The organism is Brevibacterium mcbrellneri ATCC 49030 (assembly GCF_000178455.1).
In the GTDB taxonomy this organism is placed as follows: Bacteria; Actinomycetota; Actinomycetes; order Actinomycetales; family Brevibacteriaceae; genus Brevibacterium; species Brevibacterium mcbrellneri.
In genome coordinates, this window is sequence record NZ_ADNU01000048.1 from 25,975 (window position 1) to 44,335 (window position 18,361).

Below are 18,361 nucleotides of genomic sequence, written 5' to 3' on the forward strand. Positions count from 1 at the left end.
TTGCGGGCTGGGTGCCGGGCCCGGTGTTTACTCCGGGTCCGGGGCCAGGGAGCCGTCGGGCGCGATGTGTTCAAACATTTGGGTGACCATCGTGACCACGTGCGGGTCGTCCACCACGTAGTAGATGCGGCGGCCGTCGCGCCGGGAGGACACCAGTCCGGCTAAGCGCATTTTGGCTAAGTGTTGGCTGATGGATTGGACCGAGGTGCCGGTTGCGTCGGCAAGTCCTGTCACGTCGTACTCGTTGTGGGTGAGAAACCACACGGTGAGTAAACGGGTGGGCGAGGAGAGCATGCGGAAAGTTTCGGCCGCCACCTGCACTTGTGCCGAGGTGGGGTTGTCAACGGCCTCGGGTTGAGTTTCCATGCGTTCTCCTGGTTCGGGATTCATCCTGGACTAACCTAGGATGTGAATACTGACTTTTCTACTCTAGGAGACTCTTCGGTGCTACGTACTCACGAAGCTGGAAGCTTGCGTACTGACCACGTCGATCAGACGGTGACGGTGACGGGTTGGGTCGATCGTCGTCGCGACCACGGTGGTGTGGCGTTCATTGATCTGCGTGACGCGTCAGGCATTGTGCAGGTTGTGGTTCACGAAGACGTTGCTGATGAGCTGAAGAACGAAACGGTCGTCAAGGTCACGGGAACGGTCAAGCCACGTCCGGAGGGCAACACGAACGACGCACTGCCTACCGGTGAGATCGAGGTTGTGGACACCGACGTCGAGATTCTTGCGCAGGCGGCCGCACTTCCGTTCCAGGTGTCTGAGCACGCTGAAGACTCCAAGGTGGGTGAGGAAACCCGTCTGAAGTACCGTTACCTGGATCTGCGTCGCCCGGCCTCAGGCAATGTGCTGCGTCTGCGTTCGGATGTCAACAAGACGGCTCGTCAGGTGCTGGACAAGCACAAGTTCATTGAAATTGAAACGCCTACGTTGACCCGTTCGACGCCCGAAGGCGCGCGTGACTTCGTGGTGCCTGCGCGCCTGAAACCGGGTTCGTGGTACGCGTTGCCACAGTCGCCGCAGCTGTTTAAGCAGCTGTTGCAGGTTGCAGGCATGGAGCGCTACTACCAGATTGCGCGGTGCTACCGTGACGAGGACTTCCGCGCCGACCGCCAGCCCGAGTTCACGCAGTTGGACATCGAGGCCAGCTTCGTCGAGCAGGACGACATCATCGCGTTGGCTGAAGAAATCCTGGTTGAGCTGTGGAAGCTCATCGACGTGGAGATTCCTACGCCTATTGAGCGCATGACGTACAAAGACGCTATGGAGAAGTACGGAACCGACAAGCCGGACCTGCGGTTCGGCCTGCCGCTGACGGACCTCACGGAGTACTTCGCGGGCACTGGGTTCCGCGTGTTCCAGGCGCCGTACGTGGGTGCTGTTGTGTACCCGGGTGGAGCGTCGCTGCCTCGTCGTCAGTTCGATGCGTGGCAGGATTGGGCCAAGCAGCGCGGTGCCAAGGGCTTGGCATACGTGCAGGTGGGCGAAGACGGCACGCTGGGCGGTCCGGTGGCCAAGAATCTGTCGGATGAAGAAAAGAACGGTTTGGCTGCCGCTGTTGGTGCCAACCCGGGTGACGCGATTTTCTTCGCAGCCGGTAAGGCCACGGACTCGCGTGCGCTGCTAGGTGCTGCGCGGGTTGAGATCGGTGAGCGCACGGGACTCATCAAGGAAGGCGACTGGTCGTTCGTGTGGGTCGTGGATGCGCCCATGTTCGAACCGGCCGAGGACGCAGTGGCTGCCGGAGACGTGGCAGTTGGCGACGGCTCATGGACAGCTGTGCACCACGCGTTCACCGCGCCTAAGCCAGAGTTTGCGGACACGTTCGACACGGACCCGGGTTCCGCGTTGGCGTATGCGTACGACATCGTGTGTAACGGTAACGAGATCGGTGGTGGGTCGATCCGTATCCACCGTCCCGACGTTCAGGAACGCGTGTTCAAGGTCATGGGTATCAGCCAGGAGGACGCGCAGGAGAAGTTCGGCTTCCTGCTGGACGCGTTCAAGTTCGGGGCGCCTCCGCACGGTGGTATTGCGTTCGGATGGGACCGTCTGGTGTCACTGCTCGCGGGAACCGAATCGATTCGCGACACTATTGCGTTCCCCAAGTCGGGTAACGGATACGACCCGCTCACGGCTGCACCTGCTCCGATTACGGACCAGCAGCGCAAGGAAGCGGGCGTGGACTACACGCCGGAAGACGACGAATAAGAGTGGATCTTTTTGACGACGCGGCCGGGGGATCGGTGCTTGATCCCCTGGCCGTTCGTATGCGCCCGCGCTCCATTGACGAACTGGTGGGGCAGGACCATCTGACATTTAAGGGTTCGCCGCTGAGGCAACTCGCAGAGTCGGACCCGCGCGGGGTAGCCGGGGCCACCTCGGTCATTTTGTACGGCCCGCCCGGGGTGGGAAAGACCACCATTGCGCACGCGGTGTCCCACGCCGAGGGGCGCCGGTTCGTGGAGTTGTCAGCGATCACCGCGGGCGTGAAGGACGTGCGTGAGGTGATCGAGAACGCCAGGCGCGACCGGGAGATGCGCGGGCTCACCACGGTGTTGTTCTTGGACGAGATCCACCGGTTTTCCAAGGCGCAGCAGGACGCGTTGTTGCCGGCGGTGGAGAATCGGCTGGTGGTGTTGGTGGCGGCGACGACCGAGAACCCGTCGTTTTCGGTGATTGCGCCGTTGGTGTCGCGGTCCTTGGTTCTGCAGCTCAAACCGTTGACGGAGGAACACCTGCGCACCTTGGTGACGCGTGCGGTGTCGGACCCGCGGGGTCTGGCAGGGCAGTTCGAGCTGTCCGAGGAGGCGCTGGATTACATTGTTTCGGTCGCCAGCGGGGACGCGCGCAGGTCGCTGACCGTGCTGGAAGCCGCTGCCGCCTCGGCGAAGGCTGAGAAGGACGGCGGCGCTGAGGGTGACGGCGCGGGCTCTGGGGCGGACTCTGACTCCGGGGCGCCCGTGATTGAGGAGAGGCACGCGGCCGAGGCGGCCCAGGCTGCCGTTGTCCGGTACGACCGGGCGGGGGACCAGCACTATGACGTGATCAGTGCGTTCATTAAGTCGATTCGGGGTTCTGACCCGGATGCGGCATTGCACTATTTGGCGCGCATGATTTCAGCGGGTGAGGACCCGCGGTTCATTTGTAGGCGCGTGGTGATTTCGGCGTCGGAGGACATTGGCATGGCCGATCCGAACGCGTTGACGGTGGCGGTGTCCGCGCAGACGGCGGTGGAGCGGATCGGGATGCCGGAGGGCCGGATTCCGCTGGCGCAAGCGGTGGTGTATTTGGCGTTGGCGCCTAAGTCGAACGCCGCTTACATGGGGATTAACAAGGCGTTGGCCGATGTGAAGGCCGGCAAGTCGGGTGAGGTGCCACCGCATTTGCGGGACGCGCACTACCCGGGTGCCAAGGGGCTGGGGCACGGCGTGGGGTACAAGTACTCGCACGACTTCCCTCATTCTGTGTCGCCGCAGCAGTATTTGCCGGATTCTCTGGTGGGCACGCAGTACTACGACCCCACCGACAACGGCTACGAAAAGGGCATGGCTGAACGCTTGGCGATCCTGCAGCAGCTACGGGAGCCTAAGTAGCGCGGGGTGCGCCAGGAGATTTAGGCGCCGGTTGAACTGAGCCCAAGATGTACGAACTGGCGGTTGGTGTGGCTACCGTGGTAAAGTTTTCTGCTGTTGTGCCCGTTTTCGGGCGGCCTTCGTGCGCGTGGACTCGCATGCGTCGATTGCTTTCCCACAGGGGGAAACAACTGTTGCACCACGATCCGAGTTCGGCTGTGCAGACGGCCACGTCGCGGTGTGACGCAATACCAAACCGAAAGGTAAACATGTCATCTGCAATGCGTTCACGCCGTCAGGTTCGCCTGTCGCGTGCCCTGGGTCTTCCACTGACCCCTAAAGCTGAAAAGTACTTTGAGCGCCGTCCATACCCACCGGGTGAGCACGGTCGCGCTCGTCGTCGTAATGACTCTGACTACTCGATCCGTCTGAAAGAAAAGCAGCGTTTGCGTGCTCAGTACGGTATCCGCGAGGCTCAGATGCTCAAGACCTACAAGGAAGCTCGTAAAGAGTCTGGTCTGACCGGTGAAGCACTGGTTGAGCTACTGGAAATGCGTCTGGACGCTCTGGTTCTGCGTGCTGGTTTCGCTCGCACCATTTCCCAGGCGCGTCAGTTCGTGGTGCACCGTCACATCTGTGTTGACGGTCAGCGTGTGGACCGTCCTTCCTACCGTGTGAAGGAAGGCCAGATGATCCACGTGCACGAACGTTCACAGCCAATGGACCCGTTTCAGGTGGCTGCCGCTGGTGCACACCGCGACGTTCTGCCTACCGTTCCTGGTTACCTCAACGTGAACTTGGAAGCTCTGCAGGCTACGCTGCTGCGTCGCCCAAAGCGCGAAGAGATCCCAGTGACCTGTGACGTTCAGCTGGTCGTTGAGCACTACTCACGCTAAAGCTTGATTCAGAAGCCCGAGGTCGTTTCCGGCCTCGGGCTTTTGCTTTGTGCGGGTTTTTGGGTAAATAGGGAAGTGGCGAACGTGGGGCGGGTGCGCCCCACCTATGTTGAAGGAAACGATGGCTGAGCTGGGACCATCTGACACCTCGGGAAACATCAACGCCGCCAACGTGGCCGGGAAGGCGCGGGTGATGCTTGCGGTCGTGGCTGCGATCAACTTTGTGGGGTTCGTGGGCGAGAGTGTCGTGGCGTTGGTGATTGGGTCGGCGTCGTTGTTTGCGGACGCGGCCGATTTCCTCGAGGACACGATGATCAACCTGCTGGTGTTGACCGCGGTGGGGTGGTCTTTGAGCGCGCGGCGGAAGGCCAGTTACGTGTTGGCTGGACTGATTCTGTTGCCTGCGGTGGCGGCGTTTGTGATGGTCGGGTTGAAGCTGGTGACGGGGGAGCCGCCGGAGCCGATGACGCTGTCGGTGACCGCGGTGGGCGCGCTGGTGATCAACGTGGTGAGCGCGGTGTTGCTGTTCCGGGTGCGGACCGGTGGTGGCGCGCTCATGACGGGCGCGTGGCTGGCCGCGCGCAATGACGCGCTGGCGAACGTGATGATCATTGCCGCTGGCGTGGTGACGGTGTTCTGGGCCAGTGTGTGGCCCGACGTTGTTGTGGGGCTGGTCATTGGCGTGATCATCCTGTACGCGGCCAAAGAAGTTTTCGAACAAGCCCGCGCCGAGGTGCCCGAACTGGAAGGGTGAGGGGCCCGTAAACCTATGATGTGTGGGCTGCAGTGTTGCGGCGATGGCGTCGCATAGGGGAGTCGAAAATAAATCGAAATAATTTCGTTTGACCTCTTGTGCATGCGTTCGATTCATAATAGAATAGAGGCATTGGGAGGTGAGGACAATGTACGAACGCGGTATTGAAGAACGTAGTTGCCGAGAGATTGATGTATTGACAAAGGCTCGGCGTTCAGCTGATGCAGGTCTTGTCACACTGGCGCGCGTAGTCGTTCAATTGTTCGTGAAGATCCTTCCTGTAATGGCGCCCAAGCAGCTCGAAAAAGTGAGGTTGGAAATGTCTAGGCTTGCCGAACTTGCGGGAAGTTCGGGCGTTCCTACGCGATACGTACGCATTGATGGCGTGGGGTATGTGCTTGTCGAAGATATTGTGCGCCTGCAGTACGAACTTTCCGTTGAAGATGCCGGGATTTTTGCCACTGCGCTTGATTGCACTAGCCGTCAGGTGCCATCGCGTATTCGACCCATCGTGACCATGGCACTCCTGATGCCAGGACTGTGGAGCTATGTTCAGAACGGCCAGCTGTCGTATGAGCGAGTGCGAGCCACCGCTGCGCAAGTGGCAATGGCTGGTATCGACATTATTGAGTTCGACCGTTTGATGATGGATCGGCGGTTGGATGTCTCGCCAAAAGTTTTCAGGAAGTACGTCAATGAAATCATCGCGATGCTCTCCACGCCTCAAGAAACCAATGAACATGTGAGGGAAAACCGCCGGGTCGTGTGTACCCACAATCCAGGTGGCGAATCGGTGCTGAGCTTGATCGGCCCCAGCATCGAAATCGAAGCAATGCACAAACGCCTCGAAGGTGGAGCCCGTGCCATTATTCATGGGGCCATCGGCAGCTTCTCGGCCCACATTGGAAGCAAAGACTTCACGCCTACGACAGAAGTCCCCGTGCGTAGCATGGGAGAAGTGGAAATAAACGAAGAGCGGTTGCTTCACCAGGTGATGTACGACATGCTCACCGGGGCTCGGCCCGCAACGCAGGTTACGGCCCGAATCACGCGCACCGGCATGACGAAAGCCACCGGCCTGACCGAAGGTTGCGATGTTCCGGCGCCACAGTACGGTGAAGAAGCAATACAGATGTGGCTCGACCAAGACGAAGCTTGCGGTGCTACGCAAGTGAAAGAAGTCAAACTTACCATCTCGATTCCAACTAACGAAGAGTGGTTGAAGTCCCAAGCGGGAATCAACGTGATGGTTCCGGTAGTACGACTCATGCCAAACGAAGACAGGCCACGATCAAGAGGCGAACGCAGGACCCAGGTGAGAGACGGAGATGGCCCACAGGAAATAGATGCGGGCGGACTTCAAGAGCGCGAGGGTCCTGCGAAAAGCAGAAGCGCGACAGGCCCGCCGGTGCCGGTGATGGTGAACAACACATTCGCATTGGATGCCTACACCACAGACAAACTGTTAAGAGAAGCGTCGTCGATATACAGGTACTTCACCGACCCCTCCACGGGAGAAGTGTGTGAAATTATGCCCACCAGGTACAGGGTAACCAAGCAGCTGGCTCGGACACTCGAAGTCAGATGGGTGTACTGTTCCGTGCCGTGGTGTAACCGACTCGCCCGGACGTGCGACAAAGACCATATCGAACCGTTCAACCATGCGAGCCCCAAAAACGGTGGACAGACGGTGCTTGAAAACCTGCACCCTATGTGTCGCAAGCATCATCAGGCCAAAACAGAAGGTCGACTTACCGCCAAGCGCACAAGCGACGGGGGAGTGGAATGGGAGTTCCCACGGATCGGCACCGTGTTGTCCTACCCGCCTGCATCACCACTACACCAAGCGCACTACAAACAACTAGAAGCGTTCGCCAGTTCGCTTGAGTAGCGGTGGATGCCCAACCAAGCCAGCCGCCAAGCCAACCAACTTTTTTGCGAGGTCTACGCATACCCGCCAGCCATCACAAGGTCGGAAACGAAACTCTCAAGCTGTGCTTCACTGAGCTCATGCACGGTCACGCGAATATGGTGACTGGCAGGCCCACCCTCGGTAAGCCCAAACTCATCGCCAGGACGCACGGTCCAGCCGTGACGAGCCAAACGGGAGGCCACCTCGGCCGCGGGAGCCCCCACCGGCACCCACACGCTGATACCGTCACCAGCCAAAGCCTCAACGCCATGCCCAGCAAGCGCCCGCACAAACGCCTCGTTGTTATCCGCATACACGCCGGCGGCGCGCTCAATGAGAGCCCGCGCGTTGGCATCGGTAAGCTGCGCCAACGCGATCCGCTGCAACAAGTGACTCACCCACGTGGTGCCCGGGCTCAACCGCAACGCCAACCGAGACGCCGTCTCCCGGTCAGAGGCAACCAGGGCAACACAAATATCGGGCCCAATGAACTTTGAGAGCGACCGCACCAGTGCCCACCGCTGATGCTCAGGCCCCACAATCGACTCAAACGGCACCCGCGACAACAACGAGTAATAGTCATCCTCGATCACCAGCACATACGGGTAGTCGGCCAAAACCTCACGCAACTGCTGGGCTCGCTCGGCATCAATCGACGCGCCCGTGGGATTCTGCGCCCGAGGCGTACACACCACCGCGCGCACCCCCGCCTCAAGTGCGGCCCGCAAGCCGTCAGGCGTCATGCCACGCTCGTCAACCGCAATCGGCACCGTGCGATACCCGCCCAACCGCACCGTCTGCTGACTCGCCAAAAAGCACGGATCCTCCAAGCCCACCGCGTCATCGCGCATGAGTGACTGCGCCAACAACCGCTCAATCGCATCCACTGCGCCAGACGTCACCGACAGTTCAAACGCCCCCGGCACATACGGGGCAAACCACTCCCGCGCCCACTGGGCGAGCCCCGCATCTACCACCGGCTCGCCGTACAACACCGTGTGTCCCGCGGCCGCGGTGAGGGCCGGGCGCACATCGGGAATCAGCGCTGGAAGCGGGTTGCCGCTGGCAAGGTCCACCACCTCGGCCGAGGTGTCATCCGCCCCATCTGTCGCGTACCCGTCCTGGGGGCCAGGGGAGAGGTCGGCAACTCGGGTGCCTGCGCGCCCCTGCCCAACCACCAGGCCCGAGGTCGCCAACAGTCGGTACGCAGCCACGGTGGTGTTGCGGTTGACGCCTAAATCTCGGGCGAGGGTGCGCACGGGTGGCAACAGGTCGCCGGGGCGCAGGTGTCCGCGGTCGATGAGGGTGCGGACCGAGTCGGCGATGTCGCTCGCAGATTGCCCAGTTATTTCCATGTGGTGAGTCACATGCTCCAGTCTAGGCTGTGACATGGTACATTCGTTTGGCCTAGACCAAAAGCAAAAGCGCTGGGACAGGCCAGCAAAGACAAAGGAGACCAACATGACAAACACGGGTGAAAACCACCACGGCACCGGCCGCGTGAAGCGCGGACTCGCCGACATGCTCAAGGGTGGCGTCATCATGGACGTAGTGACCCCGGACCAGGCGAAAATCGCAGAGGACGCCGGAGCGGTCGCGGTCATGGCCCTGGAACGTGTGCCGGCCGACATCCGCGCCCAGGGTGGCGTTGCCCGCATGAGCGACCCGGACCTCATCGACGGCATCATCAACGCGGTATCGATCCCGGTGATGGCCAAGGCGCGCATCGGCCACTTTGTGGAAGCGCAGGTACTTCAAGAGCTGGGCGTGGACTACATCGACGAGTCCGAGGTCCTCTCACCTGCCGACTACGTCAACCACATCGACAAGCAAAAGTTCGACGTGCCGTTCGTGTGCGGCGCCACCAACCTGGGTGAGGCACTCCGCCGCATTACGGAAGGTGCCGCCATGATCCGTTCCAAGGGTGAAGCCGGAACCGGTGACGTCTCGGAAGCCACCAAGCACATTCGCACCATCACCGCTGAAATCAACCGTCTGCGCGCTCTGACACCAGACGAACTCTATGTCGCCGCAAAGGAACTCCAGGCCCCATACGACCTGGTGGCCGAGGTCGCCAGCACAGGCCAGCTCCCCGTTGTCCTCTTCACCGCCGGAGGAGTCGCCACCCCTGCCGACGCCGCCATGATGATGCAGTTGGGCGCCGACGGCGTGTTCGTGGGCTCGGGTATCTTCAAGTCAGGTGACCCGGCCAAACGCGCACAGGCGATCGTTAAGGCTACCGCGTTCTACGACGACCCGGCCGTCATCGCGGACGTGTCCCGTGGCCTGGGTGAAGCCATGGTGGGCATCAACGTCGCGGACCTCCCAGCACCGCACCGCCTCGCAGAGCGTGGCTGGTGAACGCGCCCGTTCGCGTAGGTATCCTGGCGCTCCAGGGTGGCGTGCGAGAACATGCACACACACTTGAAACCCTGGGCGCTCAGGTCACCTTAGTGCGCCGGCCACACGAACTGTCACAGGTCGAAGCGCTGGTGCTTCCGGGTGGTGAATCAAGCATGATCGACAAACTGTCGCGTGCATTCGACCTTCAGAAACCCATCCAAGCAGCGATCGCGGCCGGCCTCCCCGTCTACGGCACGTGCGCGGTCCTGATCCTGCTTGCGGACCGGATCTGCACGCCCCTGACCTGGGGGAGGAGCCGGTACGCGCCGTGTTCATCCGTGCGCCCATTGTCGCCGAGGTGGGCCCCGCCGCCCGCTCTCTTGCCACCCTCCCGGGAGGCGAGGTAGTCGCAGTCGAACAAGGCAACCTTCTGGGGACGTCTTTCCACCCCGAGCTCACCGGCGAGACGCGCTTCCACGCGCGACTCATGGACAAGGCACGCGCGCGACGCGGCTAGCTCAACATACTCAGTATCTGCCCGGTAGCCAGCCCGAAGAACGTACCCGCAAACGCGCCAATGAGCGCATACAGCACACCCACGGGTACCAGCTGCTGGCTGTACGCGCTGGCTACCACGGGCGCTGATGCCACACCACCAATGTTGGCGATAGAGGCGACGGCCAGGCTGAACAGTTCGGTGCGGGTGAGCTTCGCGTAAACCACCATGAGCAGCAGGTGGAAGGTGACCACCACGAACCCGGCCAGCAGGTACAGCGGCGCTTCGACCAGCGAACTGAAGTCCGACCCGGCCGCAATAATCCCGATGATGATGTACAGCATGATGTGGGACACCTCGGACGCGCCGGGCATCTTGCCAAACCGCGTGGACCCGATGATCAGCCCTAATACACTCACGATCAGAATGGTCCAGGTGGTGGAGGTGACGACCACGCCAATCTCGGGCAACTGATTACCCACCCACGTGGCCGCCGCTGAGGCGAACAGCCCCAACGCGATGACTCGGAACAGCGCCACAAGGTCCAGGGTTTCACCGCCGCCATTGGAATCGCCGCCGTTGGACATGCCGCCTTCCGCCGCCGAGGTGTCACCCGGGTTCGTGACCGCCGCAGCTTGGGTTTCGAGGTAGGAGGTGTCGGCCTTAACCCAGGCGTTGAAGCGCTGGGCGATTCCCGTTCCGGAAAACATCAGCAGCAACCACAGCGAGTACACGATGGTGTCCACGATCAGCACGTGCCCAAACAGTGACTCAGGCGCCTGAAGGATTTCCTGGACGGCCACCATATTCGCCGAACCACCGGTCCACGAACCTGCCAGCGCCGCGAAACCCTTCCACGCCTCGGGATCCAAAACACCTTTAAACAGGAGGAACGCAACCACAAACCCAGCGAAAATCGACACGACCGCCGCCACGTACGTGAGCATAAGCTTGGGGCCCAGTTTGATGATCTGACGCACGTCGCACTGGAACAGCAACAACATGATCATGGCCGGCAGTAACGCGTCCTTGACTCCAGACCCCACGGCATCGATCGAATCGGACTGCGCGAACACGCCCAGCGTGTTCAACGTGGCCGCGATCAGGTACAGGAACACAAACCCGGGTACGTACTTGAACACCGCGAACCCCCGACGTTTCTCCAAGTACACCAGGATCGCTGAGATACCTATCAGGGTGGCCAGGAAGAAGAAACCGTCGGAGATCATCGCGCTCCTATGCTGTCGATACGGGTACGTTCATGGGTCCACGAGCACCGACACCAGCGAGCGTCAGGTGACGCGTATCACAACCGTACAACATGTGTGGCAGCGCACCGGTGATTTCTGGCCCCCAAGCGCTTAAGCCTTCTTCCTCTCCACCAGCTTGCGTTGTTCCAGACGCAGGGTGACATCGGCGGCGCGCGCAAGCTGCCGCGAGTGAGTCACTACGATCACGCACTTGTTCTGCTCGTGGGCGGCGTCGCGCAGGATCTCGATGACACCCTGGGCGGTGTCCTCGTCCAGGTTTCCGGTGGGCTCATCAGCCAGGATCACGGGTGCTGAGGACACCAACGCGCGCCCAATCGCCACGCGCTGTTGCTGCCCACCGGACAGGGCCAACACGTTGCGCTTGGCCGCGGCCTCGTCGATCCCCAACCGTGTGAGATCTTCAACACTGGCCTTGGGGTTGACCAGGCGCAGGTTCTCCAACGGCGTGAGGTAGTCGATCAGGTTGTAGTTCTGGAATACCAACGCAATCTGGTCCCTGCGGTGGCGCGTGTACCCGGTGGTGGCAATGTCGTCGCCGTCAAACAGAACCGCGCCTTGAGTGGGCGCGTCGAGGCCTGCAAGCAGGCTCAACATGGTGGTCTTACCCGCCCCTGAGGAGCCCACGATCGCGTAGAACGTGCCCACCTCGAAGTCGTAACTGACGTTGCTCAGCACCCGCTTGGCGGCACTCGCGTAGGTGAAGTTGACGTGGTCGAGTTGCATGATGGTCATGATGTTTCCTAACTGAGTTTTGCAAGAATTCGTTTGGGGCGTTGCGTGATGAGTGGTAGCACGCCCACGGATACGCCTAAGAGCACGATGACGAAGCCCAACGCCAGGGCCGCCACAACGTCCCCGACGTTGGTGGTCAGCTGCAGGGCAGAAAGCGTCTCCCCGCCAACCTGGGTAAACACCGCCCGCCCGAGGTGGTTCGACAGCACCGTGCCCGCCCCGGCGGCGATGAGGGTTGCGACGGCGGCAAAGATGCTGGACTCGATCGCGAACTGGGCCAGCACATTGCCCTTACTCTTCCCCAGGGACAGGAGGATGCCGATTTCGTGGATGCGACCTCGGGCCCAGAACGTGCTCACCAACGTGAGCACACCCGCGCCTGCCACGCACAAGGCGAGCAACAGGATGGTCAGCAGCCGGTCAACCCCGGCGATGGCCTGCAGCACGGGCGCGAACTGCGCGGAGTTGTCCTCCAAGGTGAGGTCGGGGGCGGTGCGCTTCGCGGCGTCGAGTGCGCTGGTGAGTTGGTTCGCGTTGTGTGTGAAGTATCGGCCCGTGGTCAGCGGCGCGCCCAGCTTCTGAGCGGACTCAAGGTCCGTGAAAACCTGGTTCTGCGACGCTCCGGAAGGCAGGCCGGTGGGGTTTTCGGTCTTTCCATCAAAGATTCCCGCCACGGTGACGGTCACGCTGGAACCGTCGCGGGTGAGCGTGAAGGTGTCGCCGGGCGCGAGGTGGTTGTGGCTGGCGAACTCCCGGTGGATGAGCGCCTGCGTTGTGCCCGCGCCCACGTGCGAGCCCTCGGTAAGTTGGTACAGCTTGCCTTGGAACGCCGGGTTGAGTTCGGAGTCGCTGGTACCGGTGACGCTGACGTCGCCTGCGAACTTCGGGTCCAGCTGGACGCCACCGGTGCCAGCCACTGGCGTGGCGTCCTTGGGGCGCGCCAAGGTGGACGCTTCCAGACTGTGCTTTGCCACCTCGGGCAGGGAAGCCAACCGGTCAGCCAGGGAAGGGTCAATGCCCTTGGGGCTGTCACTGGGGGCGCCGTTTTGGCTGGGACTGGTAGCCGTGAAGCCCGCGCCCACGTTGGTGTTGATGGCGTGCTTGACGTGGGCCATGGTGGAACGCACGCCGGACTGGGCGACGAGTGCGGTGAACACCACGGTCATGATGAGGATCATGAGGAGGCTGCGGCGCGGTTTGCGGGTGACGCAGCGGATTGCTCGGGACCAAGGATGGGTCATGTCGCGTCCACGAGGAACGCGCGGGGGCTCTTACGCAACATGGGCACCGCGGTGATGGCGACGACCACGGCGATCACGGCCACGCAGATGATGGATGCCTGGACCGCCGAGGTGGGGGAGAGTCCCACGGTGAGGTTGTCCAGGGTTTGGGCGGAGGCCGAGGACTCCAGGTCGGCGCCGAACTGACCGGCTTGCGACATTTCTTGGGCCGCGGATTTGTTGACGCTGGCCAGGGTGGTGTCTCCCATCCACTGTGCGAAACGGTTCGCGGCGAAGTACGCGCAGATGAAGGCGGGTACGGCGATGAAGATGAGTTCGGCGAGGTACTGGGCGGCGATGCTGGCCTTGGTGACGCCGATGGACAGTAGCGTGCCGGTTTCCTTCTTGCGTTCGTTCAGCCACAGGAACAGGACGAGTGCGACGACCGCGGCAGCGAAGATGGTGGCGCCCACGGTGGTGTTGCGCATGATGCTCTTGATGCCGTCGACGGCGCCGGTGATGCCGGACAAGTACTGGGTGGATGGTGAGATCTGGTAGTTCTGCCAGTCGATCCCTTGGGCCTTGGCGGCCTTGGTGACGTCGTCGAAGTTGGCGTCTTTGGACACGAAGAAGTTGGCGTCCTGGTAGATCTCGGTCTCTGGGGTGAACTGGTAGAGCTCACGAGTGGTGTCCAGGTCAGTGAACACGGTGTTGGCGAAAAGTTCGTTGCGCGTGGCGGCCGGTTTAGTGTTCTCTCCTGAAACCAGGCCCACGATCTGGGTTTTGACTTCCTTGGTGGACTGGCGTTGGTTGTCGACGTCGTACTTGTTGCCCTTCAAGGTGAGCGTGTCGCCTACCTTGAGGTTGTTGGCTTTGGCGAGGTCTTCGTGAATGAGGGCTTTGTGGGAGTCGTCGGGCGTGAGGTGGCGGCCCTGGGTGAGTTTGAGGGTGCCGCTGCGGAAGTTGTTGTCGATTTCGCTGTTGTTGACGCCCCACACGTTGACGGCGTTGCCGAACTGTTCTTCGCGCTGTTTGTCGTAGTCGTCGTGGTCGAGTTTCTGGGCCTTGGCGCTGACCAGGTCGGCGGTGACGTTTTGCCGGGCGACGTGGGATTCCACGCCGTCCAGTTTTGAGAGCGTGGCGATGTCCGCAGCCTTGACGGTGCCGGCACCTCGGGGTGTGCCGAGGTTGTTCTGGGGGTTGTTCTCTAGGACGAACCCGCGGCCGGTTTTCGCGTCGATCTCCTCTGAGACCTGGTCAGCCGAGCGGGTGACGGCGCTGGTCGCCATGACCACGGTGGCCATGATGATGAAGACGACGAAAATGATGAGTGTTTTGACTGGCTTTCGGACACAGTAGCGCCAGGCTCTTCCTAGAAACGTCAAAGTTTCCCTTTCACGGTAAAAACGGTTGGCGCGTGTGCACGGTGCTGTGTGACGTGCACTGTGCGGTGTGTACGGGCGCGCCGAAAAGGATCGAAGAGAATCTACTATTCGATTCTGAACCGATTCTGGTAGCAATCTGCGCCCAAGCTGTGGGCAAGGGAGAGAATGGCGTAGTTTCGAAAACTCTATGGGTGAAACTCAGTGCTTCCCGCAGGTTCATACTGATTCGTGGTCATGCTGATTTTGAAGTCAATAGCTCGCCGTTATAGGTATTTTTTCAGGTAGTCGCAGTCGATAGGATTATCGCCATGATGGCCCCTGTGTTCCGGCAGTTCGGACCCGAAGAGACGTCGTTGCTGCAGCGAGCGACCTTGGGCAATATGAACTGGTGCGGCGAGCGCTTCATGATGGATGACATTCTGGCCCGTCCAGAATTCTCGCACTACGTGACCATCCGCCCTGAGCGTGGCGACTTCGGCGTCGTCGCGGAGGTCGAAGGAAACCCGATCGGGGTCTGCTGGGCCCAGTTCCTGCCAGCGGACGACCCTGGGTACGGCTTCATCGATGAGCAGACGCCCGAAGCAAGCCTGTGGGTGTCGAGCGGTGCCAGAGGCCAGGGGGTGGGGCGACGTCTGCTTCAGGCGCTTGTCTCTGAAGCGAAGGTACGGGGTCTTCGCCGGATCAGCCTGTCCGTGGAACCGGACAACTTCGCGAAGCAGCTCTACCGCTCTCTCGGATTCGAGGATGTCGGTGGCCGTGAGGATGACGGCGTGATGCTTTTGCTTGTGTAACTCGTGAACGAAGATCGGCACAGCCCGGCATTCATCGGCACATGTGAGCGTAAAGAAAGGCATATAGTCGAGTATTTAGCGCTTGCCAGCTTGCTTCACCGAAGGCTAGACAGTAGCTAGGCCGCCTTGATGGCGACTGGACCGACATCACGTTCGGTGCGGCCGGCGACTTGGATGAGAGCTACTACTACGGGGCGTTCGCGGTGCGCTAACCCATTACGTGATGCCGGCCGGGTCGAGGTCACGCATCTGCCGAAGCGTTTCCATCCACATCTCGGCAGAACCCTCTTCGCTCAGCCGGAGGACCGTGTCGAGGAGTGAACCGCGCTGGAGTCCAAGCGCTCGCGATCCAGTGCGCAGAGCGCGGAGATACACGAATCCGCAGAGCCGCTTGTGAGTCCTGGTGAAACGATCGCGTCCTTCGCTGAGTGAACTCGCCTCTTCGTTATCAAGCTCGTCAAGTTCGGGAAGCGGATGCTCAAAGAACGTATCAGCTTCGAAGTCGTCCTCGACGGCGTCGTATCGCGCGCGGAAGGAGACTGGAAGCGCCCAGGTTACACCCTCGTCGTCAGCGTGCTCCGCGCCGTTCTTCAGATCATCGACGAAGCTCCGATCCGTGTCGTTCCACCGTCGGAGGTGGCCTCTGTGCTCCTGTGGAAATCGTGCTCGTCCACGACAGGGCGCCGACTCGTGCGCTCGGGTCCGAGGACGAGGTCAAGAGCCTCGCAGACGGTTGACTTGCCGACGTTGTTCTCACCAACTAGCAGAGTGTTATCGACGAAGATAACCTTGCCCGCGCGGACACCACGGAAGTTCTCGATTTCCAGTTGGCGAACCTTCATCAGTTCGCGTCGGTTTCAGTCTCGTGAATGTAGGTGATGCCGAACGCGAACACCTGACGGAACTCCTGGCGGCGGGAGCCGAGGTCGAACTGGCTACCGGAGCCCTTCTGGAAGATGTCGAGACCACGCCCGAGGACGAGCTTCCAGCCGTGGTCGGTGCGGATCGACCGGTCGTGGATGGTTTCGTCCCAGGTGACGGTGAACTTGATGCCGACGGTGGCGGTGCTGTCCTGGATGTCCTTGAGCATGAGGAGGTGTTGCTGTGCGTACTCGCCGCGGTCTTCCTTGGTCACCAGTGTTACCGCGATCTCGTCGGCGGGGTCCTTGGCCGCCGCTAGCAGGGCCAGCAGATCGACGAGGTTGCGTCCCTGGTGCGGGAGCCGGATGTAGGGATCGACGATGGTGATGTCCGTGGCGCCGTGCAAATAGGGCATGAGCAGCGTCTCGTACGAGACTCCACGCTGGTTCTCCTGGAACTCTCTGTGCCCTTCGAACAGGGGCGCCGCCACCTCGGGAGCAACTGGAGCCGCAACTGCGACCTCTGCTTGCGCGGACCCACGCTCCTCCGCCGACGCCTCTACTTCGCCCTCGGCCTCGGGGCTGCGAGCCTGGTAGTAGTTGGGGTACTCGTCCTCCTCAAGCGTGGTGACGCCACGCCAGGTGCCCGACTTGTCGGAGTAGCCGAAGTTGACGGCGGCCAGTGTGTTGTCGATCCGAAGAATCTGGTCCTTGACGCGCTTGCGTCCTTCGATGGCGAAGCGCAGCAGTTCCTCGATCTCCTCTTGCGTGGCCTCGCCGCCCGGGTAGATGAGCTTCATCAGGCCAGAGAAGGTCTTGTGGATGCCGTCTCGGTCTCGTGTGGAGATGTCGGAGCCGAGCGTGAAGTGCTGCTTATAGCGGTCGGAGTAGTCGGTGTTCCGCATGGATCGCAGCACTTCGGCGATGTAGTCGACGACGAAGCCGTAGCCGGACGAGAACATCTCGCTGCGGATCGTGTCTACCTCCCAGCCGGGGATGTAGAAGTGGAGTCGGTCGAGGTAGGCGGAGTCGTGGTATGCCTCCGGCAGCTCGTCGAACAGGTCTGAGTGCTTGAGCATGTAGGGCACGTTGTGGGAGGTGTTGCCCACGAATACCATCGACGCTTCAGCTCCGAGGGTCTCGACGCCACGGGAGAACGACTTGTTCGCCATGTAGTTCTTCATGATGTCGACGAGCGCCTTGTCGGTGCGCTTCTTCTTGCCGGCGAACTCGTCGAACGCAACGACGTCCCAGTAGCCGACAAGGCCGATGCGACCGTTGGCGTTGTTCACGAAGAGCTTCGGGACGGTGACCTCGCCACCGGAGATCAGCATGCCGTGGGGCGAGAACTCGGAGTAGATGTGTGACTTGCCGGTGCCCTTCGGCCCCAGCTCGACCAGGTTGTAGTTCCGCTCGACGAAGGGGATGAGACGGACGAGCTGCAGCAGCTTCGCCCGTCGTCCGAACATCTCAGGGTTGAACCCGATGGATTGGAGCAGCAGGTCGATCCACTCTTCGGTGTTGAACTCCTTCCGTGATGCGAGATAGCCCTCGTAGTCGAAACTCGACATCTGGATCGGCTTCAAGCTCCCCAGAATCCAGGGCACGACGCGGGCGTCGTCGCTGTGGAAGTACTCGATGTCGCAGATGCACCACACGCCACTGACCAGCAGCTTCGGGTTCGCCTTCACTGTCGCGGGTTCGACGATTACGCCATTGAGCCCGAGGTTGGCGAACGAGGCCTGGTACACGTCCTGCTTGTCGTTCAGCGTCACGGTCACCTTGTCGATGATCCGGTGGCGGCCCTTCTCGCGGATAGTGGACTTCACCAGTTCCGACTCGTTGCGGTGCACGTAGTGGTCGGCGAGAATCTTGCGCACCGCATCGATACCGGCCTGGATCGTTGCCTCGTCGTCGGAGGCGGCGTACTGGCCAAGCAGGTACTCCAGCACGTAAGAGGGGACAATCGCGTTGCCCTTGACAGCCTTCACGAGGTCTTTGCGGACGACGGAGCCAGCGAACAGCAGGTTTGTCTTGTAGTCAAGATCGCTCTGCTGCGGTGTGGCTGACTCGGTGTTGCGTTCCTCGCCGGAGTGGCTCGCGGTGTCAGTCATGGCTGC

General features: G+C 61.2%; 15 protein-coding genes and 1 pseudogene. 8 read left to right on the forward strand and 8 right to left on the reverse strand.

Going from position 1 to position 18,361, the window contains the following annotated elements; translation table 11 throughout:
• Positions 1-27: 27 nt before the first annotated feature.
• The gene (locus tag HMPREF0183_RS08685; protein WP_005885080.1) at positions 28-366 is read right to left on the reverse strand and encodes an ArsR/SmtB family transcription factor; all 339 of its coding nucleotides are present in this window, start codon (positions 364-366) and stop codon (positions 28-30) included.
• Between the two features lie 78 nt (positions 367-444).
• Here HMPREF0183_RS08685 and aspS point away from each other — a divergent pair, with 78 nt between their 5' ends.
• The 5 genes from aspS (at position 445) to HMPREF0183_RS08710 (ending at position 7,122) form a co-directional block, all read left to right on the forward strand.
• A complete protein-coding gene (aspS, locus tag HMPREF0183_RS08690) occupies positions 445-2,217 on the forward strand; it encodes an aspartate--tRNA ligase (protein ID WP_005885081.1) in 1,773 nt (590 codons plus the stop codon).
• 59 nt (positions 2,218-2,276) lie between these two features.
• A complete protein-coding gene (locus tag HMPREF0183_RS08695) occupies positions 2,277-3,602 on the forward strand; it encodes a replication-associated recombination protein A (RefSeq protein ID WP_083801486.1) in 1,326 nt (441 codons plus the stop codon).
• Positions 3,603-3,850: 248 nt separating this feature from the next.
• Entirely contained in the window at positions 3,851-4,477 is a 627-nt protein-coding gene (gene rpsD / locus HMPREF0183_RS08700; RefSeq protein WP_040348722.1) for a 30S ribosomal protein S4, read from the forward strand.
• Between the two features lie 121 nt (positions 4,478-4,598).
• Entirely contained in the window at positions 4,599-5,231 is a 633-nt protein-coding gene (locus HMPREF0183_RS08705; RefSeq protein ID WP_050775395.1) for a cation efflux transmembrane domain-containing protein, read from the forward strand.
• A 148-nt stretch (positions 5,232-5,379) separates the two neighbouring features.
• Complete coding sequence (locus HMPREF0183_RS08710; protein WP_005885085.1) at positions 5,380-7,122, forward strand: HNH endonuclease signature motif containing protein; 1,743 nt, start codon at positions 5,380-5,382, stop codon at positions 7,120-7,122.
• Between the two features lie 53 nt (positions 7,123-7,175).
• On the opposite strand, the gene HMPREF0183_RS08715 is transcribed toward HMPREF0183_RS08710, so the two are convergent.
• Positions 7,176-8,534 carry an aminotransferase class I/II-fold pyridoxal phosphate-dependent enzyme gene (locus tag HMPREF0183_RS08715; protein WP_005885086.1) on the reverse strand — a complete coding sequence of 453 codons (1,359 nt, stop codon included), beginning with the start codon at positions 8,532-8,534 and terminating at the stop codon, positions 7,176-7,178.
• A gap of 70 nt (positions 8,535-8,604) precedes the next feature.
• Between HMPREF0183_RS08715 and pdxS the strand changes: the two genes are divergently transcribed.
• Positions 8,605-9,504, forward strand: coding sequence for a pyridoxal 5'-phosphate synthase lyase subunit PdxS (pdxS, locus tag HMPREF0183_RS08720; protein WP_040348699.1), 900 nt, complete (start codon positions 8,605-8,607; stop codon positions 9,502-9,504).
• Positions 9,498-10,003 (forward strand): annotated as a pseudogene (locus HMPREF0183_RS12565) (pyridoxal 5'-phosphate synthase glutaminase subunit PdxT). Before pdxS ends, HMPREF0183_RS12565 begins: the two are co-directional and overlap by 7 nt.
• Here the strand turns inward: HMPREF0183_RS12565 and HMPREF0183_RS08730 are convergent.
• The 4 genes from HMPREF0183_RS08730 to HMPREF0183_RS08745 all read right to left on the reverse strand — a co-directional run bounded on the left by HMPREF0183_RS08730 (position 10,000) and on the right by HMPREF0183_RS08745 (position 14,590).
• Entirely contained in the window at positions 10,000-11,211 is a 1,212-nt protein-coding gene (locus tag HMPREF0183_RS08730; RefSeq protein ID WP_005885089.1) for a DUF819 family protein, read from the reverse strand. The pseudogene HMPREF0183_RS12565 and the gene HMPREF0183_RS08730 sit on opposite strands and share 4 nt — an antisense overlap.
• A 132-nt stretch (positions 11,212-11,343) precedes the next feature.
• Positions 11,344-11,985 carry an ABC transporter ATP-binding protein gene (locus HMPREF0183_RS08735; protein ID WP_005885090.1) on the reverse strand — a complete coding sequence of 214 codons (642 nt, stop codon included), beginning with the start codon at positions 11,983-11,985 and terminating at the stop codon, positions 11,344-11,346.
• A gap of 8 nt (positions 11,986-11,993) precedes the next feature.
• The gene (locus HMPREF0183_RS08740) at positions 11,994-13,226 is read right to left on the reverse strand and encodes an ABC transporter permease (protein WP_211205336.1); all 1,233 of its coding nucleotides are present in this window, start codon (positions 13,224-13,226) and stop codon (positions 11,994-11,996) included.
• A complete protein-coding gene (locus HMPREF0183_RS08745) occupies positions 13,223-14,590 on the reverse strand; it encodes an ABC transporter permease (RefSeq protein ID WP_005885092.1) in 1,368 nt (455 codons plus the stop codon). Before HMPREF0183_RS08745 ends, HMPREF0183_RS08740 begins: the two co-directional genes overlap by 4 nt.
• A 308-nt stretch (positions 14,591-14,898) precedes the next feature.
• On the opposite strand from HMPREF0183_RS08745, the gene HMPREF0183_RS08750 reads away from it, so the two are divergent.
• Positions 14,899-15,381, forward strand: coding sequence for a GNAT family N-acetyltransferase (locus HMPREF0183_RS08750; protein WP_005885093.1), 483 nt, complete (start codon positions 14,899-14,901; stop codon positions 15,379-15,381).
• A 590-nt stretch (positions 15,382-15,971) separates the two neighbouring features.
• Here the strand turns inward: HMPREF0183_RS08750 and HMPREF0183_RS13060 are convergent.
• Both HMPREF0183_RS13060 and brxL read right to left on the reverse strand, forming a co-directional pair.
• Complete coding sequence (locus HMPREF0183_RS13060) at positions 15,972-16,223, reverse strand: AAA family ATPase (protein WP_005885095.1); 252 nt, start codon at positions 16,221-16,223, stop codon at positions 15,972-15,974.
• Positions 16,223-18,355 carry a BREX system Lon protease-like protein BrxL gene (gene brxL / locus HMPREF0183_RS08760; protein WP_005885096.1) on the reverse strand — a complete coding sequence of 711 codons (2,133 nt, stop codon included), beginning with the start codon at positions 18,353-18,355 and terminating at the stop codon, positions 16,223-16,225. Before brxL ends, HMPREF0183_RS13060 begins: the two co-directional genes overlap by 1 nt.
• Positions 18,356-18,361: the final 6 nt, after the last annotated feature.

Coding starts and splice junctions, on each gene's coding strand:
- HMPREF0183_RS08685 (WP_005885080.1), bottom strand. CDS start 366: ATGGAAACTCAACCCGAGGCCGTTGACAACCCCACCTCGGCACAAGTG.
- HMPREF0183_RS08695 (WP_083801486.1), top strand. CDS start 2,277: ATGCGCCCGCGCTCCATTGACGAACTGGTGGGGCAGGACCATCTGACA.
- rpsD (WP_040348722.1), top strand. CDS start 3,851: ATGTCATCTGCAATGCGTTCACGCCGTCAGGTTCGCCTGTCGCGTGCC.
- HMPREF0183_RS08705 (WP_050775395.1), top strand. CDS start 4,599: ATGGCTGAGCTGGGACCATCTGACACCTCGGGAAACATCAACGCCGCC.
- HMPREF0183_RS08710 (WP_005885085.1), top strand. CDS start 5,380: ATGTACGAACGCGGTATTGAAGAACGTAGTTGCCGAGAGATTGATGTA.
- HMPREF0183_RS08715 (WP_005885086.1), bottom strand. CDS start 8,534: ATGTCACAGCCTAGACTGGAGCATGTGACTCACCACATGGAAATAACT.
- pdxS (WP_040348699.1), top strand. CDS start 8,605: ATGACAAACACGGGTGAAAACCACCACGGCACCGGCCGCGTGAAGCGC.
- HMPREF0183_RS08730 (WP_005885089.1), bottom strand. CDS start 11,211: ATGATCTCCGACGGTTTCTTCTTCCTGGCCACCCTGATAGGTATCTCA.
- HMPREF0183_RS08735 (WP_005885090.1), bottom strand. CDS start 11,985: ATGACCATCATGCAACTCGACCACGTCAACTTCACCTACGCGAGTGCC.
- HMPREF0183_RS08740 (WP_211205336.1), bottom strand. CDS start 13,226: ATGACCCATCCTTGGTCCCGAGCAATCCGCTGCGTCACCCGCAAACCG.
- HMPREF0183_RS08750 (WP_005885093.1), top strand. CDS start 14,899: ATGATGGCCCCTGTGTTCCGGCAGTTCGGACCCGAAGAGACGTCGTTG.
- HMPREF0183_RS13060 (WP_005885095.1), bottom strand. CDS start 16,223: ATGAAGGTTCGCCAACTGGAAATCGAGAACTTCCGTGGTGTCCGCGCG.
- brxL (WP_005885096.1), bottom strand. CDS start 18,355: ATGACTGACACCGCGAGCCACTCCGGCGAGGAACGCAACACCGAGTCA.